The following is an 18,946-nucleotide window of genomic DNA, read 5'->3' as shown; positions in this document are numbered from 1 at the left end:
CTTCCTCGGCCTGTAGCCGACCTTGCGCCTGAGCTCCATGTTGGTCATGCCGTCGTAGCCCGCCGAGACCCAGCGGTAGATGGTCGACGGCGACAGGTCCACCGGGCCGCCGTTGCGCGCCGCCATCTGCTCGGGCGACAGCCCCCGGCGCAGGCAGTCCCTTATCGCCTCCAGCCTGGCCGCCGCGGCGGGCTCGTCGGCGTCTATCCCGCGCCTGGACGAGACGAGGACCGAGTCGGCGCACAGCTGCGCGGCCCGGGCCTCGTAGAAGACGTGGGGGCGGCGCTTGCAGCCGATCGCGCGGTACCGGCCGCAGCCGTTGCAGCATCGCGGCCACGCCGCCAGGCGCGGGCAGGCCGCCGACAGGTCGGCGGAGGCGTCCACGCGCTCGCCGCGCCTGGCCTTCGGCGCCGTCACGAACCTGTGCGACGCCACCTCGGCGCTCACCGTCGAGGGCGACCTGCCCAGCTCCCTCGCGATCTCCCTGCACGACGCCCTGCGCTCCAGCATCCTCTGGACCGTGTCCCGCTCGTGCCTCGTGAGCCTTCCGTAGGCCCTCGGGACCGCCCTTGCGGAGCCACTTTTCTTCTTTCCGGACATGCCGTCCTCCGATCTCCCGGGGCCGGCCGATCCGGCCCTCAGGGTATCGGGTTCCCACATTCATCCGCACATGTGCGGATGAATGTGGGAGGTGTTCGGATAAAGTTGATAATCAAGGGGAGGCTGGTGGGGGTTGCAAAACCGTGCGTCTTATGTGCAGTGAAGCTAATGCTGCTAAAATACAAAGCGCTCATGTAGTTTAAACGCACGATGATAAGGAGCACCAGTGGGTAACCACTTCCGTACCTCCGGTGCGGGCGATGAGGCCCCCAAGACACGGCAAGGTGTCCCGGGCACACGCTTCGCCACTCCGGATTCAGAGGGCCAGCATATTGCCCAGGCCCCCGCACAGCCGGCAGATCAGGCACGGCCGGCAACCGATCCCTTTGCCTACAATCCCACCAGCGATGCCGAGCTTTCTGCCGCTGCGGGCTTTGAGCCCGTCCAAAAGGTGACTGCTCGCGTGAACCAGCCTCAGACGTCAGCCGAGCCTCAGCCGACCATGGCGGGCATTCCCGATCCCATGGTTCCTGCTACGCCCGCGCCGCAGCCGGCGCAGTCCGGCCTCTTTGCCGGCATTCCCGATCCTACGCAGCCCGCTGCGCCCATGGTCGAGAATGATCAGGCTGCCGAGGTCGCAAGTCTTGACAATGCGCTCAACAACCCCGATTTTACGTCGGTGTTCGCGCCTATCGATCCGCAGGCAAGTCGCAAGAAGATGGCCAAGCAGGCCGGTGTCGAGCCCGTCATTCTGATGGAGCATGTCACCAAGATCTACCCGGCACAGCCCAACAAGCCCGCACTCGACGACATCAACATCGAGATCTATCCGGGTGAGTTCGTCTTCTTGGTCGGTCATTCCGGATCGGGTAAGACCACGCTGCTTTCCACGCTCAACCGTGATGTCAGGCCTACGAGCGGTCGCATTTTGGTCGCCGGTCAGGATCTCATGAAAATCAAGAACCGCAAGGTTCCCTTCCTGCGCCGCCAGATTGGCGCCGTGTTCCAGGACTTTAAGCTTCTGCCGCAAAAGACCGCCTATGAAAACGTGGCGTTTGCCCTGCAGTGCATAGGCAAGCCCAAGGGCGTCATTCGCAGCCAGGTGCCCGAGGTGCTGCGTCTGGTCGGTTTGGCCGATCAGATGGACTCGCTGCCCGATCAGCTTTCCGGCGGCGAGCAACAGCGCGTGGCCGTCGCCCGCGCCATGGTCAACCGTCCGCCGCTGCTGATTTGCGACGAGCCAACGGGCAACCTCGACCCGGCAATTTCGCTCGGCATCATGAAGCTGCTCGAGCGCATTAACCGCACCGGCACGACCGTGATCGTGGCTACCCACGATCGCGAGATGGTCGATAGTATGCATCGTCGCGTGATCGCCCTCGAGGGCGGCCACGTAATCCGCGACCAGGAGAGGGGAGGTTACGGCAACTATGGCACCAACTAACGTGGGCTATTCGCTCAAAGAGGCAATGAGCCACTTCTTCCGTAACTGGACCACCTCGCTCGGCGCCGTCATCACGATTTTCCTTTCGCTGTTTATCATCGGCCTGTTCATCATGGGTTCCGCGATGCTGAACTCCGTGATCGGCACCGTTGAGGATCAGGTTGTTATCAACGCGTTTATTAGCGATGACGCCGACCAGGCCGACGTCCAGGCTTTCGAGAGTGAGCTCAAGACGTGGAACAACGTTAAGTCCGTGACCTATAAGGACAAGGACGACGCGCTGGCCGAGTACACGAGCAAGATGTCGGGTAACGCCGACGCCACTCTGAGCGCACTTGATGGCCAGAATCCGCTGCCTGCTTCGTTCGCGATCGAGATGGACGATCCGTCCCAGGTCGAGAGCACGGCCAAGAAGCTCAAGAAGAACTCCGATTTCCAGAAGATCGCGGATGACGGTGACGTTGACGCGAGCGTTCTGTACGGTCAGGAGGAAGTGAGCCGCCTGTTCCAGGTGACGAACTACATCCGCATCGCTGCCGTTGTGCTTGTTGGTTTGCTGACGTTTATCGCGTTCATCTTTATCAACAACACGATTCGCCTGTCGATTACGGCTCGCCGCCGCGAGATTGCTATCATGCGCCTGGTGGGCGCCAGCAATGGCTTTATTCGCGGTCCGTTTATCACCGAGGGCGTGCTGCAGGCCGTTTTGGGCTCGCTGCTTTCCATCGGTGTTTTGGAGCTGCTTCGCAACCTGTTGGTTCCGCGTCTTCAGGAGAGCATTGGCTGGATGTCGTTTGCGCTGCCGATGCAATACTACCTGGTGACGTATGCCGCACTGATCCTGGTCGGCGTGATCATCGGTCTCTTTGGTTCCGCCATTGCCATGCGTCGCTACCTGCGCGTGTAGACACAGCTGGAATTAGTTTTGCTAACGGGCCGTCCCGCTCTGGGGCGGCCCGTTTTTTGATCCCGTGCGACGGAGGAAAAGGGCTCACCGGCAGTTCGGCTTGTTTCGATAATTCGATTTTCTCCGTCACATAGGGATCATGACGCGAGGTGCGTGCCCTGTTGTTGATTGGGTAGACTCTTTGATGCGTGCGGTTTAGGCCTGCACGGTGTTTTGACATGATGCGGTTGCGCCTGCGGGCCCCGCAACAGATAGTAAGGAGGCGCCATGGGGCGCAATAACAAACATAAGCGTAGCGCTCGCAACAAGCGCGCGCTGGTGCGCAGCGAGCGGCGTCCCAGCCTGACGGGCCGCGTGCAGCTCCATGAGCACAGCGCCTATGTTGTCACCGATAATGGCGACTATAAGGTTATGGGTCGCGGCAAGCGAGAGATTATGGACGGCGACATCGTGGCCGTGAGCATTAAGACCGGACCGCGCGGCGATCGCCGTGCCGTGATCGAGGGCGTTGTCGAGCGCGCGGCCATAAGCGTGGTGGGCACGTATCAGACGGCAGGCCCCCTCGGTGTGATCGAGCCGCTTGATTCGCGTCTCAAGGCCGATTTCTTTATTTTGCCCGAGGATACTTCGGCGGAGCGTTTGGGCGTGCATCCGGGCGATGCAGTCGTTGCACGCATTTTGAGCTATCCGACACGCTTGGAATCGGGCACCGTGACTCTTGAGCGCCGCATTGGCGGCGACGATGCACCCGACTTGGGCGTTCAATATGTCATGGCTCGTTACGGCTATATCGATAGTTATCCCGAGACCGCCCTTGCCGAGGCCGAGGAGCTATCGCTCGACGTGGCGACGGCTCTTAAGGACCCGCTTCGCCGTGATCTGCGCGACCGTTTTATCATCACGATCGATCCGGTCGACGCGCGCGACTTTGACGACGCCATCTCGTTGGAGCGCACGACGCAGGGCGGCTACAAGCTGGGTGTCCATATCGCCGATGTATCGCATTATGTGGCCTGGGATGGACACATCGACCTAGAGGCTCGCCATCGCACGACGTCGGTGTACCTTGCCGATCGCGTGCTCCCCATGTTGCCCGAGCGCCTGTCGAATGACCTGTGTTCCTTGCGCCCCGACGAGGATCGCCTGGCGTTTACCGTCGACATCGAGCTCGATGCGCAGGGGCACGTCCGCCACTACGATCCGTATCCCAGTGTGATTCGCTCGCGCGTGCGCATGGACTATGACGGTGCCGAGGCACTGCTGGTGCGTGCCGGTGCGGTGGAGTACTCCGTGTTGAAAGGTGCCGCCGAGGATGTTGCTGCAGCCGAGGCGTCGCGCGAGGAGGCGCTTGAGCGCGGTTTGACTTGCGAAGAGACTGCCCGCGACTACGACGTGGATCTGAGCGATTTCCTAGTTGCTGCCAACGAGCTTGCCGAGCGACGCCGTCGCATTCGCCGTGCGCGCGGCTCGGTCGACTTTGACACGGCGGAGATTCGCGCTTTGCTGGACGAGGATGGCATTCCCGTGCAGATCGTGGCCCGCGAGCGCTCGTGTGCCACGTCGCTCATCGAGGAAGCTATGCTGCTTGCCAACGAGTGCGTTGCCGAGTGGCTGGCAGACCGCGATATTGAAGCATGCTATCGCGTGCATGAGGATCCCAGCCCCGACAGCTTGCACGGGGCCGCTGTGGCGCTGGCGCAGCTGGGTATCATCGACGATCGCCGCGCGGCTGGCATTGCCCTGGGAAGTCCCGATGAGCTGCAGGCGGCGGTTGACGCTGCCGCTGGCACGGCAAATGCCCCGCTTGTCAACACGTTGCTATTGCGCAGTATGCAGCGCGCGCTGTACAAGCCGCGCAACGAGGGCCACTTTGCGCTCGCCGCGCCGTGCTACTGCCACTTTACGAGCCCTATCCGACGCTATCCGGACCTTGTTGTCCATCGCGTGCTCAAATTGCAGCTGGCGTATGAGCAGCTGGGCGGCAAGGATGCCTTGGTGCGCACGCCGCGGCTGATCGGCAGGGGTCGCGAGTCGCTGCCGCGCATCTTGCCGCAGATTTGCCGTGCATGCAGCGATGCCGAGCGTGCGGCCGACGCCGCCAGCCATGCGACGCAAAAGATCAAGATTGCCCAGTATTACGAGGATCGTCTGGGCGAGCGCTATGCCGGAACCATTTCGTGGGTCAGCAGCATGGGCTTCTTTGTGCGCCTCGACCTGACACAGGTCGAGGGCTTGGTCTCGATTAAGAGTTTGGGAAGCGAGTGGTTCGAGTTTGACGAGGACGCGCTCACGTTGACGGGTGCCGACACGGGGCGCCGTTTTGAGTTGGGGCAACGCGTGATCATCGAGGTCTCGCGTGTCAACACGACCCGCGGGCACTTGGATTTCAGACTTATTCATTAGCCGGAATTTGGTGATTGATAGAGAACGGGGCGGTCTTTTGGGGCTGCCTTTTTTGTGGCGGTTCAATCGTCTTGCCGCCCGCGCGCTTGCGTCTTCCGCCTGCTATAGGGGAGATAAAACCTACCAAAACAAACCTGTCCCTTTTTGGGAGGTTTACGAGAGAGCGGGGATGAGATGACAACGGTGTACGGGTATGCGCGGGTGAGCTCGCGTGATCAAAATCTGAATCGGCAGCTGGATGCGCTGGGCGCCTATGGCGTGGAACCGGCGAATATCTTTGCCGACCATGCGAGTGGCAAGGACTTCGATCGACCGCGGTATCGCGAGCTGCTGTGCGCGTTGGATTCCGGCGATGTGCTGGTGGTACTTTCCATTGATCGGCTGGGCCGTAACTACAGCGAGATCCTCGAGGAATGGCGGTGCATAACCAAAGAGCTCGGCGCCGCCATCGTGGTGCTGGACATGCCATTGCTCGACACGCGCGCCAGAGACTGTGGTGGGTCGGACGTGACGAGTACGTTGATTGCCGATATTGTTTTGCAGCTGCTGAGCTATGTGGCACAGGTGGAGCGCGAGAACATCCACCGGCGCCAAGCCGAGGGCATTGCGGCGGCGCGAGCGCGCGGCGTGCGCTTTGGCCGGCCCCGCAAGCCCTGTCCCCCGCAATTCGAGCTGGTACGCGATGCCTACGAGGCGGGTGATATCACGCGGAGTCAGGCGGCAAAGCGGCTAGGCGTGTGCGTGGGGACGTTCGATCGCTGGATGCGCGAGATGGAGTAGGGGCGCCACGGTCCTTTGGCGCCCCGATTCGAACATTTTGGATTTCGCTACGGCGACAACTGCATTTGGGGGTACACTCGCTGCTGCTCAAAATATGACGGAGGTTAGCCCTTGGCGCGTGCGAAGCACATAGTCGGATGGATTTCGGTTGTCCTGCTGGTCGTGACGCTGGCAAGTATTTGGATGCTGACGGAGCAAAACGTGGAGCCCATGCGCGCGATTCCGGTACGTACTCGCTCTGCTCTTTTGCGCCGTCTGCTCTGTCGGTGACCAAGTGCACAAGATCTTTGTTCCTGGTCGTCATTTCGACATGATCGACCTGGGCTTCGATGCCGCGGGTTACGTTGTCGCCATGCTGTTGGTGCTGTTGGCCGCCGCGCTGGTTCAGCGCGCGACCTGTCCCATTGGCGCCCATGCGAGGCGCTAACCTCAAGATGGAAAATCGCGACCGCCTGTACGTCGGCGCTGGTTACAATATCGGCATCGGTCGCAGATGGCCATCGATGCGCTGTTTGCCAGACACTTGTCTTTTCTAAGAAGGGAATCCCCATGGCAGTGCTGTTTGTTGAATACCCCAAATGCTCGACGTGTAAAAAGGCCAAGGCCTGGTTGGACGAGCATGGGGTTGAGTACGTCGATCGCGATATTGTTACAGACAATCCTTCGGCTGAGGAACTTGCGACCTGGATTGCTCGTTCGGGGCTGCCGGTGCGACGCTTCTTTAACTCGTCGGGCATGAAATATCGAGAGCTTGGTCTGAAAGCGCGCCTGGATGCGGGCATGACGGACCAGGAGTGCTTTGAGCTACTCGCGACTGACGGCATGCTGGTTAAGCGCCCGCTGCTGGTGGGCGACGACTTTGCGATCCCCGGCTTTAGGGAAGCGGCTTGGACCGAGGCGTTGCTGTAGCGGCTTCGGAAAGTGCGTCCCATTTTGAGTGCTGATTCTGGGATGTGCTTTCCGGTTGAGGGCTCTATCGGAAATGACATCCCGTTTCGAGCGCTGATTCTGGGACACGGTTTCCGGTTGAGGGCTCGACGGGAAAGTGGGGACCAGTTTGAGCTTGAAATCTGGGATGCGCTTTCTGCCGGCGGGCCTACTCCAGGGCGGGCCTGCCCCAGTCAGTCCTTCAGCTGCGCCCATTCGTGTGGGTCGTAGATCTTTACGTGCTTGTCGGGCGTGTCGCTCCAGTACTCTTCGTCCATAAAGGGCAGGTATGCCTGAATGCCGGGGCAGATAAACGGAATTCGTTGCCGCTGCCGCCGCTCGCGCTGCCGCCGCTCCAGGTTCGTCTCGGATATGACGGTCGGCATGCCGGACAGCTCGACGAGGCTTGCCTGGATGCGCTTGAGGTCGGGGAGCGCCGCATGCCATGACGTCCGCATGATCAAAAGATACTTCGATTGTGTTGCCTGGTGCTATCGTTTTCGCGTTAGTATCTGCCAACGGTTGAGGGCTACCGCTCGCGGCGTTTTGCCCTTCGTGTACAGCGGTCGGCATCACAGGTCCTTCACGGGTTGGACGAAATTAGGCCAATTTGACCGAATTTTAAAAAAGTCAAAATTGGGGCTTGCGTCACGGAGCGACTTCCCGTATATTTCTTTCTTGCGCAAAGGCACAGCCGAGCGCAGCGATGCAGTCATTGGGATGTCGTCTAATGGCAGGACAGCGGATTCTGGTTCCGTCAATGGGGGTTCGACTCCCTCCATCCCAGCCATTGCATTTGCTACATATGGCCCGTTCGTCTAGCGGTTTAGGACGCCGCCCTCTCAAGGCGGAGATCACCAGTTCGAATCTGGTACGGGCTACCACAGCTGATTTTCCCGAACTCTCCATTGGAGGGTTCGGTTTTTTTGTTTTCGCTGCTAGGACGGCACAAAATGAACTGCACCAGCAGGCTCCCGTCATCGTTGACCGTCACTCGGTCGACGAAAGCAGCGACCATACCGCGAGGACCATCAGATTGACGCATCTTGTAAAGCGCAAACAAGATCATGTCTCGGTCGATAAGCGGTGCCCCACGCTTAATTTCATCGAGCTCGGCCTTGAGCGCCGTGAGCTCATCTTGCAATCCGTTTATTTTAGCCGCCATTCGGTCCGTAGAGCCGAGTTTGCACGCTAGGTCGATAGCGTTATCAATCTCGTGCTCAACGTCCGTTATTCGGCGTCTCAGGGCTTCACGCGCGGCAATCTCCTGTTCGGCGTCTTTGTCCTGACGCGCTAGTACCATGTCGACTATTCGCTCGTCCAGATCTTGATTCTCATTGAGCAGGCGCGCGCATGCGCCGATCACCTTTTCCTCGACCTCGTCACGTCGCATCGACGTCTTTGTTTTGCGGCAGCGATAGTAGTGATACTTCCTGCCGTTCTCTCCATATCCGCAATCGCTCTCGAATTGATTGCCGTCAGCATCATAAATCTTGCCCGACAGCAGATATTCAGCATTCATCTTGCCTCGCCTTTTGCGACCTTTGGACGCCATGTGCGCATGCGCACTGTCCCAGAGTTCGCGGTTGATGATGGACGGCATGCCGTTTTCTTTTTTGAAATCGCCCCAAGTGTAGGTGCCGATGTAGCGCTCACAGTTGAGCAGCCTGCTCACCGCTTCGTTGCTAAACGGCCTGCCGGTGACGGTCTTGTAGCCAAGGCCGTTGAGCCTGCGCATGATCTCTGCCTTTGTCTCGCCGGCAGCGCACATGTCAAACGCCATGCGCACGCCTGCGGCCTCATGCTCGTTGACGGCGTAATATCCATCGGCGCCGCGGTCATATCCGAAGATTGAGACGCCGTTGTGCTTGCACTTGAGGGCATTTCCCTCCATCCCGCGCTTGACGTTTTGCGCGAGGTTGGCGCTGTAATACTCAGCCATTCCCTCAAGCACCGATTCGAGGATGATGCCGTCAGGACCGTCCGGCACCGATTCGGCTGCGGTCAGGATTTCAACACCGCATTTGCGCAGCTTCGCCTTATATACCGCAGAATCGTAACGTGAGCGCGCGAAACGGTCTGTCTTGTAGACGATTACCTTTGTCCAGCGTTGCGCCTGTGCGTCGAGAATCATCTTTTGAAATCCTGGACGCCCGGCGGCATTTGTGCCAGATCGCGCTTCGTCCGTATAGGTCTTTACGATCTCAAAGCCCTTGGATGCCGCGAATTGTGCGCAGACGCGCACCTGGTCCTCAATTGATTCCTCGCGCTGCTTATCCGAGCTAAATCTCGCGTAGATGACCGCTTTTTCTGCCATAATGTTGTTGTCCGTTCTGCCGCTTGGAATTGGACCAAAGCCCGCTGAGTCTTGACCGCTCAGCGGGCTTTTTTATTAGCTTCGCTGCTATCGTACTCAATCTCAATCTGCCTGAATTCATCAACAGTCATGTCGAGCGCTTTAATTATCGTCAGAGCCTTTTGCCATGTCGGATCTGATATTCGTCCCGTGAATATCTTCGATATGTACGACGCGCTCACGTCGTCGCTGACGATATCAGCAGGCTTCAATCCCTTTATCTTGAGAGCCCTATCGAGAGCATTTGCGAATGACATTCGAGACCTCCTTTGACTAGATATATTTTAGCGCCGAACAAAAAAGTTGCCAATACGACAATTTTCTTGTTGAAAAGTGTCCAATACGACACTACACTATGTAGTGTCCAATATGACACTCAAGGAGGTGAGGACATGGATAAGATTGCTGAAAAGATTGCCGTGTGGCTCCAAAAAACCGGCAACAGCAAGAAGTTGCTTGCAAGCATGCTCAACATTTCAACAACATCCCTCAACAACAAGCTGCGTGGTAAAACGTCCTGGCGTTGGAGGGAGGTCTGTTCGGTCGCTGAAATTGTTGGATGTGATTTAAGCGACCTTGAGGACGAGGCAGCTTAATCTGCCGTCGATCGCCACATCGTGAGGTACGACCTTTTGGCGGTGGTCAGTACGTGTGCCATGTCCTGCCAATCGCAAGGTGGCTCAGCGGCAAGCCGGTTCGCTCCTTTCAACCGGTAGCCAACCTGATGTCGCGCCTCACGATGTGGCGATCAGTTTCTAAAAGAAAAAGGCCTAGTAGTGCGGCAACACCACCAGGCCGTGGTCAAAGGAAAGCTGGTAAGCAAAATGACCAAAGCAATTGTATCATCCGCTGCTATTTTTGCGCTTCTGCTCATGGTTGAGCCGATTTGCACATTCATCGACAGCCTGTCGCCTGCGCTCAACATGGCGCTCGTCTTTGTCATGGTAGGCGCAATCATGCTCGCGTTCTATCTCATGATGCGCAGCGAGCTCGAGCTTTGCGAGGGACATTATGAGCGCTGATGAATTCGCCGAGCGCTTCAAGCGCGAGCTGACCGAGTGGTTTGCCAAGGACGAGACCCGTAAGGAATTCGAGCAATGGAAAGCAAGCAAGGAGGTGGCAAGGTGAGTGAGGATTGCATCCCAGGCTCGTGCGAGTACGAGACCTACACGATGCGCACTATCGCAAATAAGTATCTCTGCAACGGATGCACCAGACTTGGTCACGAGGTGAGAGTCACGTGCAAAGGTGACGGTTTTTGCCTCTACGCCGAAAAAAATAGCGTTTTCAAAGTTACTTCGATAGAGGTTAGCGAAGAAGGCAGGGGCATCTATCGCCGCGCAATTTTATCTAACGGGCTCGGCGATGCCTACCTGATCAATCATTTCGAGAGCAAGGACGCCGCAGACATAAGGTGGCGATCGGCCTTTTGCTTTGTGTATCGCTATGACCTGTCAAAGGACATAGCTGATGTGACCGAGCAGGTCGCGAGCGTCAAAAGAATGCCATTCTCCAATTCAATTGATGAAATTGTTAGGCAGCTTGGAATTAGCTATGACCGTCACCTTTATAACTACTCGATTCGAGGTGATGTCTGATGGTCCTTACCGAGAAAGAGCGCAAGGAATTAAATATCCGGCTTCGCCCTGTCGTTAAAAGAATGCTTGATGAGCAGCCTGTCGCGACTGCGATCGCCAATGAGATGCGCAGGAATCAAGATCTGACTTGGTCTGAGCTTGCCGGAGTGTTCTGCGAAGTCATGGGATGCTTGCCAATAAATTGCCCCCACTGCGGAAAGAGAATCACGAATGTTGACGAATGATAAGCGAGCGATTGCTAATGAGTTGCGCCGAGTTTCGAATGATTCTTTGAATGGTGAGAGCTTGCAGCGCGCTCTTGCCAGGATTACCGACGCCGATGATTCGAGTTGGCGTGGCGTCATGCGCTGCATTGCCGATCTAATCGAACCGCAGATTTCTCTCTCCAATCCTTTCATTTGCGAGAAATGCGGCGGCGAGTGGCCCAACGACATTAGGTTTGAGTATTGCCCCTACTGTGGAATGGAGATCATTAATGACTAGCGTTAGCGAACAGCACCTTCCGTATCGCTCGACAGCTGATGTCGTCGTTCTCGACGGTGACGGCAGTAGGTGGGTGAGAGAGATGACGTGCCAGCTCGTCGAGGACGAGGAAGGGCACACGGCCTGCTCTGAGTGTGGATGCACTGCACTGTACATGCTTGATGCAACGTATTGTCCCGACTGTGGATGCAAATTGCAAGGTGGTAGCGAATGAGCTGCTTTTTCTGCGATGGGCCTCGTGTCGCACCTGTGTACAACGTTCCGCATCGCGATTACTTCGCTGCACCAATTGGGACTATGACCATGATGCGCGGCTACGATGGCGAGCCGACTGTCAAGGTCGAAATAGACACCGATACAGAGCTCAGTATTTCTGACGGCACGTCGATCTGTGGCGGCATGACCGCCAACGTAACAGCATTGGGGCACATCGAGCACATAAGGTACTGCATGTTCTGTGGAAAGAAGCTCGTCAATGACTAACAACGGAGACAAAAAGACCTGCGCTACGTGTGCCAGGCTCGACGGAAGCATCTGCAAGCTCGACGGGTTCTGCATTGGAAGCCTCGAACACGGTGCGTGCGAGAAATACAAGCAGCGTCCGAGCAGCGTCGGCAGTGAGAATACTGGCGCTCGACAAGCGATTACCAACGATGAGCGCCGCGAGATAGCAGCGAGATTGCGCCAACGTCGCAAGGAGATGGACAACGAGAAGCCTCCGCGGAATATGATGCTTGCGTCGGCAGTCTACCTGTTGGAGATCTCTACTGCAGTTGGGTGCGATGAAAGCGGTGAGCTTTTCTACCGCCTCGCCGACCTTATCGATCCGCAGACGATAAGCAGGAATAAATACACGGCAGACGAGCTCCGAGAGCGACGAAATCGTCAGCATTACGAATCGCTCGTGCGTTGCGGTCGCGCATCTATTTGCCCAGAGTGTGGCGGCTATACGACCTCAGACAATGGCTATCACATCAGATGCGCCAAGAAAGTTGGCATTCCAATTAAAAGGAGACGCAATGCATGAGTAAGCGCAAGGTAACGTTCTATCTCGTCAACGATTGCGGTGGCGAGTGGGAGGATGCCTGGAATGAGCCTGTCATCGCATTCGACAACCAGGAAGATGCCAAGAAGTGCGCATTAGTTCGCGAGCAACGCCAAAGTCTCTATAACTCAGGATTTGGCTACAGAGACTACTCCGGCTCTTTTATCACTGAAATCGATGCCGTCATCGACGATTCAATTTTTATGCATAGGGAATTGCGAAATGAATGACATGACACCTATCGAGCTTACCGGTGCGAATGGCGAGAAATGGGAATTCCTTGGCGACATTGTTCCGGCTCAAAGAGCTGATCTGGCTGGATGGCGCGACTGTCAGAAAGATTCTTTAAGCGAAAGCCAGTTCGCGCGCGAGTGTGTTTGGGCAGACGGATGCAGGCCGTGGTATCAGGTGCCTGGACATTCGCTGAGCGGCCTTCCGCTTTTATCAGGAAAAACAATCGAAGGGACTGATTATGAATAACCAACTTACCCCATGCTATGTGAGTGAAATGCCAGGCGAGAAAGCTCGTGCGCTGCTCATTGGCTTCGCTGTTGAGGCCTGGACTCATCCGGCCTCGCCTCTTATCGACGGCTTTCCGGCAGGTCAGGAGTCTCACCCGCGGGCGATCGTGATGTTTGAAACCGGAGACGTGCGATGCGTTCATGCAGGTGCCATTCAAGTCATCGGCGCGGAAGGGATTTTCAATGAGTACGCATTTCCAGAAAACGACGGCTCGACGAGCCCCATTTAAGACTGTGAGGACTGTTGAGTTTGATATCGGCATCGCCAACGTCCTCGCACGCCTGTTTGGTATCGACAAGATGCCGATGTCTCAAGAGTCAGATTGTTACAAGCACAAGCATCCTACACCGCCGCCGCGCGAGTTTTGGAGATAGGAGATAGATGAAATCTTTAATCGTTGACAGCTTCACATTCGCATTCGCGACGATTGCCGTTTTGGTCGTGGTCGCGCTTTATCTTGGCGTGCCTGCTGGCATGCTCTCGATGATCTGCTCGGTCGTGAGCGCATCGGCAGCGGTGACGGCACTGGTTTTCCTTGTCGTGCTCAAAAAGACCATTGAGCCGACCTACGCGATTGTCGAGACGAGCAGGTATCGAATTATCAAGATGCGCGGAGAGATCGACACGCTCAAGCGCCGAGTCAATGCATTGGAGGACAAGGTATATGGAGCGTAAAAAATGCATCATGTCTTTGCCTGACTATGGGCCGACCAACGGCTCACCCGATGTGATCATTTTCATGGGCGACAGCTACGAGAAAGCCGGCGCCAGCAAGGACGTACTGACCGATTCAAATACTAATGTAGCGGCCTATTCGCCAACTCGTGTGACAAATGCCCTCGCCGTCACACATTGCGGTTACAGGGAGGCACACGAAGCACCAGACATCATCCAGTACGAGGGCGCGAGCTATGTAAAGGCCGACCTCGATGCGCTCGAAAAGCTCGTGGGCGACCTGTTGGCGCTGGGGGACATTCCAGAGCCCGTGGCGACCGGCGCAAGCTGCGCCCTCATCGCCGAGCGAATCAAGCGAGCGATTGGAGTATGGGAATGACCGAGGACGAGATCAAGCAGGAATTAGACGATGCCGAGTTCTCGATTGAAATCGATTGCCAGCGCGACCCTGACTTTATCAAAGTCGGCAGTGGAAAGGTCTACAGGCCCGAGCGCACGGCGAGCAAGAACACGGTGAAAGATTTTCTCAACGATACAGTGATTTTCAAATGTAGCGAGTGCGGGCATGAGGTCTATTACGATGACGTCTACTGCTCAATCTGTGGATCGCGATTCGTATGAGGCCGCTCGAGTTCTTCGTGCCGTCAAACCGGCTCAGTCCCAAAGGAGAGCGTACTCACGTTGACGGCTGGAATGAGTACATAAAGGCCGTCAACACGTCCCGCTATACCGGTGCAGCACGCGAGCGTGAGAACGTGACTCTAGTTGCCGATTATGCCGCGCTCGCCATGCGACAGGCTGATTGGAGACCGCCTGAGACCCATTGTCTCGTCTACGTCACCTTTGTCGAGCGCGACCGCCGCCGAGACATTCCCAACGTCTATGGCGGGCTCAAATGGGTGCTCGATGGCTTGAGCCGACCGCGCGGCAGCAAGAGCGTGGGGGCCGGCGCCATCGTGGACGATTCGCAAAAGTGGCTGACCGTCGTGCCAATGGTCGCCATCGACCGGCAAAACCCCGGCGTCCATATCAAGATCGTGCCGGTCGACAATCCGACAGAAATCGAGATTGCTCAGGTCATGGGAACAAACGTTCCAATTCCAGCAAACACAAACAAAGGAGTTATCAAATTATGACTCTCCCGACTGACTACATCCTGGGACTGATTCTCACGGTCGGTGCCGATGCCTACCGCTGCATGCCTTCGCTCAAGGCCGATGACGGCGAGCCCATCGTGTATCCAGAGATCGCCTACGCCATCACGTCGACCTGTGACGCCCTCTGCAAGGAGATTGCAGGCGCGGAGATGGGCGACACGCCACACGATTCCCGCGAGCTCGTTATCGGGATTATCCAAAAGACCTTTGAGGACATGGTTGAGCATATGGAGAGGGACCAGAATATGGATATCAATTCCATCCCGACCATCAAGCGCGACCTCTACATCGACGAGATTGAGGTTAGCGATGATGAAGAGCGCTAGTGACGAGCACGTAGTTGCAAATTGCAACACGATTGCCAAGGCCGCGCGAGCCTTGGCAGAGGATAAAGATACTCTCAAGGCGCTTGGCGGCGAGAAGATTGTCGGCACCGGCGCCGCCATGTGCCTCAACCTGATCGCCGAGACATGTCATATGCTCGTGATGCTCAACGCCTGGGACATTGAGATTGATTACTTCTTTATTGAGCCATCTCTTTTCGTGCTCAACGCGATTGTCAGTAGCTCAGCATACACAAAGACCGAGGACTGACCATGGCGGCAACGGTCCCAGTAAAGCAGGATTCTCGCGGAATCTGGTACAGCCGAATATATCTTGGCAAGGATTCCAAAGGCAAGAAGATTCAGGCTTACCGTTCCTTTCCCGAGGCAACCAGTGAGGCCGATGCCAGAGTCGCCGCGGCGATCTGGGCATCGGACCTCACGGCAGACGGTCGCGTGCGCTCCACGGTGCTCGCCGACATGCTCGCCGACTATATCGAAATGCGCGAGCTCAACGGCGCGAGCCCAAACTCGGTGAAGCAGTGGCGCCAGTTCCTGCGCTGCTACATCAAACGATTCCTAAGAGGGAAACGTGCCGACGAGCTCACGGCGCTCGACTTCACGAGATTCAACGGCACGCTATTGCGCCACGGCTCGCGCGACGGCAAGCCTCTGAGCCCAAACACGGTCAACGCGGTCTATCAATTCCTGCGCGGTGCCTACCGGTATTTCGTTAGCGTGGGGCTCGCCGAGACCAACCCACTGCTCGACGCCACAAAGCCCTACCGCGAACAGGACGAGGCGATCGCGCTCGAGGAGGATGACGTCGCCATCCTCAACGACTATCTGGACCCGATCGTTAGCTTTGAGGTGGAGGCGAGCAGCACCGAGCGCCGCAACGCATTTGCAGCCTGGCTCGCGCTGCACACAGGCGCGCGCTGTGGCGAGGTATGCGCCGTGCGCCCCAAGGATGTGTACCAGAAGCGCGGATACATCCACATCGGCGGCACGGTGGTCGAGCCTGGCAACGAGCAGCCATACCGCAAGGAGAAGCCCAAGAGCTCAACGTCAAGGCGCAACATATCACTCGTACCGGAGGAGCTTGAGGTCATCGCGAGATTCATGGCATGGCATGAGACCCAAAAGGGCAGTTCCCGTGACATGGGCATCGCAAGCGTCGACGGTACGTGGGCGAGACCTTCGACATTGAGCAGCTGGTTCAAACGCCTGGTCGAAAAGCTCGACCTCGACCGCCAGGCGACATTCCACACGCTGCGTCACACGCATGCCAGCTGGTGTCTGGCACACGGCATCGACGTGGTGACGCTGAGCGAGCGCCTGGGGCATTCCTCGCCTGCAATCACGATCAGAATCTACGGCCACATGCTGCAAGGCCGCGACATGGCGGCAGCTGAAACTTTCTACAAGGCAATCCAAGGAGGTGTTTAGTTGAAGCAGGCGCAGCTCACCAAGAAAGAGAACGACCTAATCGTTATGTACCGAAAGTTATCTGCCGTCCATCAGGACGATGTGTTGTCCTATACGGCGCTCATAGTCAAGTTGGAGCAGGCTGAGAGCAAGCTCAGGGACGGTATCAAGGCATGGGACGAGACTGTTGAAAACTTCAAAAACAGCCAGAAATAGCGGTTGCAATTGAGTTGCAATTACCTAGTTTTCAACAATTCAACAATCTGTAAAAACCCCAGTTAGACATACGAAAAACACGTTAAGTAACAGCACCAAAGCAAATAAGAACGAGTTATTTGCTTACACCCAGAAAGAGGACGAAATGGACGAATTCGACGAGATGTCGGATGCCGAAATCGATGCGCTTACCGAGATGGACGAGATTGGCAAAGGTTTCCCCAACCCGCTCCTGCAGCTGACACCCGAGGAGCGCTTCGCCGCATCGCAGAAAGCAATCGAGACGCGCAAGGCGAGGATGCGCCTCAAGGATGAGATGAAGCATGGAAAGCTCTCCGTTGCCGAGGCGATCAAGATGCCCGTGATGCAGCGCATGAAAGTCTATGAGTTCATCCGCGCCATTCCCGGCATCGGAACCAATCGAGCAAAGGAGTTCATGCTTGCCAACTCCATCGCCGACAATCGCCGAGTCGGTGGCCTGTCCGAGCATCGCCGCGCCAAGGTTATCGCCCTTGGAGGTGAGCGCTAATGCGTCCCGAGTGCCGTCGCAACTTCGAGCGCATCGCCAGGCTGCTTTGCATCCTTGGCGCGCTGCTCGGCTCGATCGTCATGCTCATCGCCATCACGGTCATCACCGCCGTTGTCTGCTATTTCGCGCGCCTGGCATTCCTTTGGTATGTGCCGGTCATCATCACGGCATTTGCCCTTGGCTTCGCCGCGCTCGCCCTTTTGCTCGTCAACGCCAAATCGCGCGATGATGATGAGGGCTACGAGTGATGGAGCGCATTACGAGCGCACGAGACCTGAGCAGATACCTCGCTGAGCGATTCAAACGCGATGGCTTCGTTGGTTCTGGCGTTAAGGTCGAAAAGGGTGAGCTGATCTTGCCGATTGGCCCAGAGCTTGAGCGGTTTTGCGGGCTCGCCGCGTTACTGCGACAGAAGTGCGACAAGGCTGCGACATCGTCGCATCACGATTTCTCCGATTCGGTGGCGAGCATGCACGAGGATGCAATTTTATTCGGCTCGCCGATGGACTCAGCTGTCGCCGGTTTTTTCGGCATGATCAGAAATGAGCAGGCAATTCGCGCCACCTACGAGCGCGATCACCATGCCACATTCTTCGCCATGCTCAATCGCAGCGATGACGATTGGCGAGAGATTGCCGAAGATACCGTGAATGCCGAGCGCAAGGCCAACCGAGCGCGAGAGAGGGCTCTCAAGCGATCGCGCCGAAATACCAAGAATCCCAAGAAGAAAGGTAAACGCCGATGAGTGACGAACCGACCGCCGAGACCGAGACGCCAAAGACGTGCTCGATGTGCCGTTTTGCTGCGCCGTACACCTTCACGCCGCCAGCCAATCCCGACAGTCCCGGCAACCTCTACTGCTCGGTCGATAAGGCCGTAATGAGCGTCAACCCTTCCTATACCTGTGACAAATACAAGGAGCCCGACCGTGCCTAGATTCATTACCAAGACCGATCGCGACACTCTCAAGTGCGCACTTAGTGGCATCAATTCCTACCTCAACTTCGTCGACGAGGCCGAGGACCGCTCGGATGGCAACGTGTCCGTACCAGAGCGCGCTATGCACGCCTGGGTTACGACCATCAACGACGTCATCGAGAGCATCGACCACAGGAACAAGGAGCGGCTTGAGAGTATTCCCGAGCACTACCGCGGCGACGGCTTCATCACCTGCGACATGGCGCTTGCCGCCATGCTCGCCAGGGCAACCAGCATGGCGATGCCGCCGATGGTCATTTTCTGGTGGGCAAATTCATTCAAGTACCTCTGGCGCTGGGCATACAAGGGCGATTGCAAGGGCGACCTCAACAAGGCCATCGACTGCATCGAGCGCGTCCGCGACTGGCAGAAAACCCGGTAATGCTCCCGCCTGCTCCATGCTGCGAGACCTGCCGCTGGTGGCGCGAGAGATACGACAGGTCTTGGTGCAAGCATCCAGATCCGTATCTCCGCGCCGTCCGCGACACCACCATCTGCGAGGACTATCAAGAGCGCCGAGGCGAGGACTGGTGCTCGCTCGTCTACGGCAACCGCGCCATCAAGAACCACTAACC

General features: G+C 57.1%; 31 protein-coding genes, 2 tRNA genes and 2 pseudogenes. 29 read left to right on the top strand and 6 right to left on the bottom strand.

The genetic code is table 11. From position 1 onward, the window contains the following. Positions 1-600, bottom strand: a 600-nt coding sequence (locus ACTQV4_RS04060; protein WP_441569375.1) for a helix-turn-helix domain-containing protein, incomplete at its 3' end; no start/stop codon positions are given. 226 nt (positions 601-826) lie between these two features. Here ACTQV4_RS04060 and ftsE point away from each other — a divergent pair. From ftsE to ACTQV4_RS04030, 6 genes and pseudogenes are all read left to right on the top strand, one after another. After that, positions 827-2,044 carry a cell division ATP-binding protein FtsE gene (gene ftsE / locus ACTQV4_RS04055; protein ID WP_441540493.1) on the top strand — a complete coding sequence of 406 codons (1,218 nt, stop codon included), beginning with the start codon at positions 827-829 and terminating at the stop codon, positions 2,042-2,044. Next, positions 2,031-2,951 carry a permease-like cell division protein FtsX gene (gene ftsX, locus ACTQV4_RS04050; RefSeq protein WP_154515997.1) on the top strand — a complete coding sequence of 307 codons (921 nt, stop codon included), beginning with the start codon at positions 2,031-2,033 and terminating at the stop codon, positions 2,949-2,951. The genes ftsE and ftsX overlap by 14 nt, the downstream gene beginning before the upstream one ends. Before the next feature lie 267 nt (positions 2,952-3,218). After that, positions 3,219-5,354 carry a ribonuclease R family protein gene (locus ACTQV4_RS04045; protein ID WP_441569374.1) on the top strand — a complete coding sequence of 712 codons (2,136 nt, stop codon included), beginning with the start codon at positions 3,219-3,221 and terminating at the stop codon, positions 5,352-5,354. A 174-nt stretch (positions 5,355-5,528) separates the two neighbouring features. Beyond that, positions 5,529-6,134 (top strand): recombinase family protein, encoded by a 606-nt coding sequence (locus ACTQV4_RS04040; protein WP_427717749.1) that lies wholly within the window; start codon positions 5,529-5,531, stop codon positions 6,132-6,134. A 235-nt stretch (positions 6,135-6,369) separates the two neighbouring features. Beyond that, positions 6,370-6,561: pseudogene (locus ACTQV4_RS04035) on the top strand (VanZ family protein); the annotation flags it as partial. Positions 6,562-6,677: 116 nt separating this feature from the next. After that, the gene (locus ACTQV4_RS04030) at positions 6,678-7,043 is read left to right on the top strand and encodes an arsenate reductase family protein (RefSeq protein ID WP_441063541.1); all 366 of its coding nucleotides are present in this window, start codon (positions 6,678-6,680) and stop codon (positions 7,041-7,043) included. A gap of 212 nt (positions 7,044-7,255) precedes the next feature. Here ACTQV4_RS04030 and ACTQV4_RS04025 read toward each other — a convergent pair whose 3' ends face one another. Then, positions 7,256-7,519 carry a hypothetical protein gene (locus ACTQV4_RS04025; protein WP_441048315.1) on the bottom strand — a complete coding sequence of 88 codons (264 nt, stop codon included), beginning with the start codon at positions 7,517-7,519 and terminating at the stop codon, positions 7,256-7,258. 258 nt (positions 7,520-7,777) lie between these two features. On the opposite strand from ACTQV4_RS04025, the gene ACTQV4_RS04020 reads away from it, so the two are divergent. After that, positions 7,778-7,851, top strand: a tRNA-Gln gene (locus ACTQV4_RS04020). 17 nt (positions 7,852-7,868) lie between these two features. Further along, positions 7,869-7,945: transfer RNA gene (locus ACTQV4_RS04015), tRNA-Glu, on the top strand. 725 nt (positions 7,946-8,670) lie between these two features. Here the strand turns inward: ACTQV4_RS04015 and ACTQV4_RS04010 are convergent. Both ACTQV4_RS04010 and ACTQV4_RS04005 read right to left on the bottom strand, forming a co-directional pair. Further along, a pseudogene (locus ACTQV4_RS04010) lies at positions 8,671-9,378 on the bottom strand (recombinase family protein); the annotation flags it as partial. A gap of 59 nt (positions 9,379-9,437) precedes the next feature. Next, the gene (locus ACTQV4_RS04005) at positions 9,438-9,674 is read right to left on the bottom strand and encodes a transcriptional regulator (protein ID WP_441569373.1); all 237 of its coding nucleotides are present in this window, start codon (positions 9,672-9,674) and stop codon (positions 9,438-9,440) included. A gap of 135 nt (positions 9,675-9,809) precedes the next feature. On the opposite strand from ACTQV4_RS04005, the gene ACTQV4_RS04000 reads away from it, so the two are divergent. From ACTQV4_RS04000 to ACTQV4_RS03990, 3 genes are all read left to right on the top strand, one after another. Then, on the top strand, positions 9,810-10,013 hold the full coding sequence (locus ACTQV4_RS04000) for a helix-turn-helix domain-containing protein (protein WP_441569372.1): 204 nt from the start codon (positions 9,810-9,812) through the stop codon (positions 10,011-10,013). Between the two features lie 228 nt (positions 10,014-10,241). Then, entirely contained in the window at positions 10,242-10,439 is a 198-nt protein-coding gene (locus tag ACTQV4_RS03995) for a hypothetical protein (protein WP_441569371.1), read from the top strand. A 75-nt stretch (positions 10,440-10,514) separates the two neighbouring features. Next, entirely contained in the window at positions 10,515-11,015 is a 501-nt protein-coding gene (locus tag ACTQV4_RS03990; RefSeq protein WP_441569370.1) for a hypothetical protein, read from the top strand. A gap of 29 nt (positions 11,016-11,044) precedes the next feature. Here ACTQV4_RS03990 and ACTQV4_RS03985 read toward each other — a convergent pair whose 3' ends face one another. Then, on the bottom strand, positions 11,045-11,449 hold the full coding sequence (locus tag ACTQV4_RS03985; RefSeq protein WP_441569369.1) for a hypothetical protein: 405 nt from the start codon (positions 11,447-11,449) through the stop codon (positions 11,045-11,047). A 259-nt stretch (positions 11,450-11,708) separates the two neighbouring features. Here ACTQV4_RS03985 and ACTQV4_RS03980 point away from each other — a divergent pair, with 259 nt between their 5' ends. Continuing rightward, positions 11,709-11,981: a hypothetical protein gene (locus tag ACTQV4_RS03980; RefSeq protein WP_441569368.1), complete on the top strand. Its 273-nt coding sequence runs from the start codon at positions 11,709-11,711 to the stop codon at positions 11,979-11,981. Here ACTQV4_RS03980 and ACTQV4_RS03975 read toward each other — a convergent pair. Then, a complete protein-coding gene (locus ACTQV4_RS03975; protein ID WP_441569367.1) occupies positions 11,971-12,390 on the bottom strand; it encodes a hypothetical protein in 420 nt (139 codons plus the stop codon). The two genes, ACTQV4_RS03980 and ACTQV4_RS03975, sit on opposite strands and share 11 nt — an antisense overlap. A 131-nt stretch (positions 12,391-12,521) precedes the next feature. On the opposite strand from ACTQV4_RS03975, the gene ACTQV4_RS03970 reads away from it, so the two are divergent. The 17 genes from ACTQV4_RS03970 to ACTQV4_RS03890 all read left to right on the top strand — a co-directional run bounded on the left by ACTQV4_RS03970 (position 12,522) and on the right by ACTQV4_RS03890 (position 18,944). Then, entirely contained in the window at positions 12,522-12,773 is a 252-nt protein-coding gene (locus ACTQV4_RS03970; RefSeq protein WP_441569366.1) for a hypothetical protein, read from the top strand. Then, positions 12,766-13,023: a hypothetical protein gene (locus ACTQV4_RS03965; RefSeq protein ID WP_441569365.1), complete on the top strand. Its 258-nt coding sequence runs from the start codon at positions 12,766-12,768 to the stop codon at positions 13,021-13,023. The genes ACTQV4_RS03970 and ACTQV4_RS03965 overlap by 8 nt, the downstream gene beginning before the upstream one ends. After that, positions 13,016-13,294: a hypothetical protein gene (locus tag ACTQV4_RS03960; RefSeq protein ID WP_441569364.1), complete on the top strand. Its 279-nt coding sequence runs from the start codon at positions 13,016-13,018 to the stop codon at positions 13,292-13,294. Before ACTQV4_RS03965 ends, ACTQV4_RS03960 begins: the two co-directional genes overlap by 8 nt. A gap of 152 nt (positions 13,295-13,446) precedes the next feature. Further along, positions 13,447-13,740: a hypothetical protein gene (locus ACTQV4_RS03955; RefSeq protein WP_441569363.1), complete on the top strand. Its 294-nt coding sequence runs from the start codon at positions 13,447-13,449 to the stop codon at positions 13,738-13,740. A gap of 10 nt (positions 13,741-13,750) precedes the next feature. Beyond that, positions 13,751-14,119 (top strand): hypothetical protein, encoded by a 369-nt coding sequence (locus ACTQV4_RS03950; RefSeq protein ID WP_441569362.1) that lies wholly within the window; start codon positions 13,751-13,753, stop codon positions 14,117-14,119. Further along, positions 14,116-14,361, top strand: a complete 246-nt coding sequence (locus ACTQV4_RS03945; RefSeq protein ID WP_441569361.1) for a hypothetical protein — start codon at positions 14,116-14,118, stop codon at positions 14,359-14,361. Before ACTQV4_RS03950 ends, ACTQV4_RS03945 begins: the two co-directional genes overlap by 4 nt. After that, a complete protein-coding gene (locus ACTQV4_RS03940) occupies positions 14,358-14,876 on the top strand; it encodes a hypothetical protein (RefSeq protein WP_441569360.1) in 519 nt (172 codons plus the stop codon). The genes ACTQV4_RS03945 and ACTQV4_RS03940 overlap by 4 nt, the downstream gene beginning before the upstream one ends. Further along, a complete protein-coding gene (locus tag ACTQV4_RS03935) occupies positions 14,873-15,223 on the top strand; it encodes a hypothetical protein (RefSeq protein ID WP_441569359.1) in 351 nt (116 codons plus the stop codon). Before ACTQV4_RS03940 ends, ACTQV4_RS03935 begins: the two co-directional genes overlap by 4 nt. Before the next feature lie 52 nt (positions 15,224-15,275). Further along, entirely contained in the window at positions 15,276-15,491 is a 216-nt protein-coding gene (locus ACTQV4_RS03930) for a hypothetical protein (RefSeq protein ID WP_441569358.1), read from the top strand. Between the two features lie 2 nt (positions 15,492-15,493). Then, complete coding sequence (locus ACTQV4_RS03925) at positions 15,494-16,669, top strand: tyrosine-type recombinase/integrase (protein ID WP_441569357.1); 1,176 nt, start codon at positions 15,494-15,496, stop codon at positions 16,667-16,669. Continuing rightward, a complete protein-coding gene (locus tag ACTQV4_RS03920; protein WP_441569356.1) occupies positions 16,670-16,864 on the top strand; it encodes a hypothetical protein in 195 nt (64 codons plus the stop codon). It abuts the gene before it with no gap. A gap of 145 nt (positions 16,865-17,009) precedes the next feature. Then, positions 17,010-17,393 (top strand): integration host factor, actinobacterial type, encoded by a 384-nt coding sequence (gene mihF, locus ACTQV4_RS03915; RefSeq protein WP_441569355.1) that lies wholly within the window; start codon positions 17,010-17,012, stop codon positions 17,391-17,393. Then, a complete protein-coding gene (locus ACTQV4_RS03910) occupies positions 17,393-17,641 on the top strand; it encodes a hypothetical protein (protein WP_441569354.1) in 249 nt (82 codons plus the stop codon). Before mihF ends, ACTQV4_RS03910 begins: the two co-directional genes overlap by 1 nt. Next, the gene (locus ACTQV4_RS03905; RefSeq protein ID WP_441569353.1) at positions 17,641-18,138 is read left to right on the top strand and encodes a hypothetical protein; all 498 of its coding nucleotides are present in this window, start codon (positions 17,641-17,643) and stop codon (positions 18,136-18,138) included. The genes ACTQV4_RS03910 and ACTQV4_RS03905 overlap by 1 nt, the downstream gene beginning before the upstream one ends. Beyond that, positions 18,135-18,329: a hypothetical protein gene (locus ACTQV4_RS03900; RefSeq protein WP_441569352.1), complete on the top strand. Its 195-nt coding sequence runs from the start codon at positions 18,135-18,137 to the stop codon at positions 18,327-18,329. The genes ACTQV4_RS03905 and ACTQV4_RS03900 overlap by 4 nt, the downstream gene beginning before the upstream one ends. Further along, positions 18,322-18,753, top strand: a complete 432-nt coding sequence (locus ACTQV4_RS03895) for a hypothetical protein (RefSeq protein ID WP_441569351.1) — start codon at positions 18,322-18,324, stop codon at positions 18,751-18,753. The genes ACTQV4_RS03900 and ACTQV4_RS03895 overlap by 8 nt, the downstream gene beginning before the upstream one ends. Further along, positions 18,753-18,944 (top strand): hypothetical protein, encoded by a 192-nt coding sequence (locus tag ACTQV4_RS03890; RefSeq protein ID WP_441569350.1) that lies wholly within the window; start codon positions 18,753-18,755, stop codon positions 18,942-18,944. The genes ACTQV4_RS03895 and ACTQV4_RS03890 overlap by 1 nt, the downstream gene beginning before the upstream one ends. Positions 18,945-18,946 lie beyond the last annotated feature (2 nt).

The sequence above is a fragment of the Collinsella sp. LCP19S3_B11 genome, from assembly GCF_052121915.1.
Taxonomy (GTDB): Bacteria; Actinomycetota; Coriobacteriia; order Coriobacteriales; family Coriobacteriaceae; genus Collinsella.
The sequence above is the reverse complement of the archived record's forward strand: the minus strand, read 5'-3'. Positions and strand labels throughout refer to the sequence as shown.

Excerpts from the sequence above, each read along its gene's own strand:
- ftsX (WP_154515997.1), top strand. The coding sequence starts at position 2,031 with ATGGCACCAACTAACGTGGGCTATTCGCTCAAAGAGGCAATGAGCCAC.
- ACTQV4_RS04045 (WP_441569374.1), top strand. The coding sequence starts at position 3,219 with ATGGGGCGCAATAACAAACATAAGCGTAGCGCTCGCAACAAGCGCGCG.
- ACTQV4_RS04040 (WP_427717749.1), top strand. The coding sequence starts at position 5,529 with ATGACAACGGTGTACGGGTATGCGCGGGTGAGCTCGCGTGATCAAAAT.
- ACTQV4_RS04025 (WP_441048315.1), bottom strand. The coding sequence starts at position 7,519 with ATGCGGACGTCATGGCATGCGGCGCTCCCCGACCTCAAGCGCATCCAG.
- ACTQV4_RS04005 (WP_441569373.1), bottom strand. The coding sequence starts at position 9,674 with ATGTCATTCGCAAATGCTCTCGATAGGGCTCTCAAGATAAAGGGATTG.
- ACTQV4_RS04000 (WP_441569372.1), top strand. The coding sequence starts at position 9,810 with ATGGATAAGATTGCTGAAAAGATTGCCGTGTGGCTCCAAAAAACCGGC.
- ACTQV4_RS03995 (WP_441569371.1), top strand. The coding sequence starts at position 10,242 with ATGACCAAAGCAATTGTATCATCCGCTGCTATTTTTGCGCTTCTGCTC.
- ACTQV4_RS03990 (WP_441569370.1), top strand. The coding sequence starts at position 10,515 with ATGGAAAGCAAGCAAGGAGGTGGCAAGGTGAGTGAGGATTGCATCCCA.
- ACTQV4_RS03985 (WP_441569369.1), bottom strand. The coding sequence starts at position 11,449 with ATGTCGTTGGGCCACTCGCCGCCGCATTTCTCGCAAATGAAAGGATTG.
- ACTQV4_RS03980 (WP_441569368.1), top strand. The coding sequence starts at position 11,709 with ATGAGCTGCTTTTTCTGCGATGGGCCTCGTGTCGCACCTGTGTACAAC.
- ACTQV4_RS03975 (WP_441569367.1), bottom strand. The coding sequence starts at position 12,390 with ATGCTGACGATTTCGTCGCTCTCGGAGCTCGTCTGCCGTGTATTTATT.
- ACTQV4_RS03970 (WP_441569366.1), top strand. The coding sequence starts at position 12,522 with ATGAGTAAGCGCAAGGTAACGTTCTATCTCGTCAACGATTGCGGTGGC.
- ACTQV4_RS03965 (WP_441569365.1), top strand. The coding sequence starts at position 12,766 with ATGAATGACATGACACCTATCGAGCTTACCGGTGCGAATGGCGAGAAA.
- ACTQV4_RS03960 (WP_441569364.1), top strand. The coding sequence starts at position 13,016 with ATGAATAACCAACTTACCCCATGCTATGTGAGTGAAATGCCAGGCGAG.
- ACTQV4_RS03955 (WP_441569363.1), top strand. The coding sequence starts at position 13,447 with ATGAAATCTTTAATCGTTGACAGCTTCACATTCGCATTCGCGACGATT.
- ACTQV4_RS03950 (WP_441569362.1), top strand. The coding sequence starts at position 13,751 with ATGTCTTTGCCTGACTATGGGCCGACCAACGGCTCACCCGATGTGATC.
- ACTQV4_RS03945 (WP_441569361.1), top strand. The coding sequence starts at position 14,116 with ATGACCGAGGACGAGATCAAGCAGGAATTAGACGATGCCGAGTTCTCG.
- ACTQV4_RS03940 (WP_441569360.1), top strand. The coding sequence starts at position 14,358 with ATGAGGCCGCTCGAGTTCTTCGTGCCGTCAAACCGGCTCAGTCCCAAA.
- ACTQV4_RS03935 (WP_441569359.1), top strand. The coding sequence starts at position 14,873 with ATGACTCTCCCGACTGACTACATCCTGGGACTGATTCTCACGGTCGGT.
- ACTQV4_RS03925 (WP_441569357.1), top strand. The coding sequence starts at position 15,494 with ATGGCGGCAACGGTCCCAGTAAAGCAGGATTCTCGCGGAATCTGGTAC.
- mihF (WP_441569355.1), top strand. The coding sequence starts at position 17,010 with ATGGACGAATTCGACGAGATGTCGGATGCCGAAATCGATGCGCTTACC.
- ACTQV4_RS03910 (WP_441569354.1), top strand. The coding sequence starts at position 17,393 with ATGCGTCCCGAGTGCCGTCGCAACTTCGAGCGCATCGCCAGGCTGCTT.
- ACTQV4_RS03905 (WP_441569353.1), top strand. The coding sequence starts at position 17,641 with ATGGAGCGCATTACGAGCGCACGAGACCTGAGCAGATACCTCGCTGAG.
- ACTQV4_RS03900 (WP_441569352.1), top strand. The coding sequence starts at position 18,135 with ATGAGTGACGAACCGACCGCCGAGACCGAGACGCCAAAGACGTGCTCG.
- ACTQV4_RS03890 (WP_441569350.1), top strand. The coding sequence starts at position 18,753 with ATGCTCCCGCCTGCTCCATGCTGCGAGACCTGCCGCTGGTGGCGCGAG.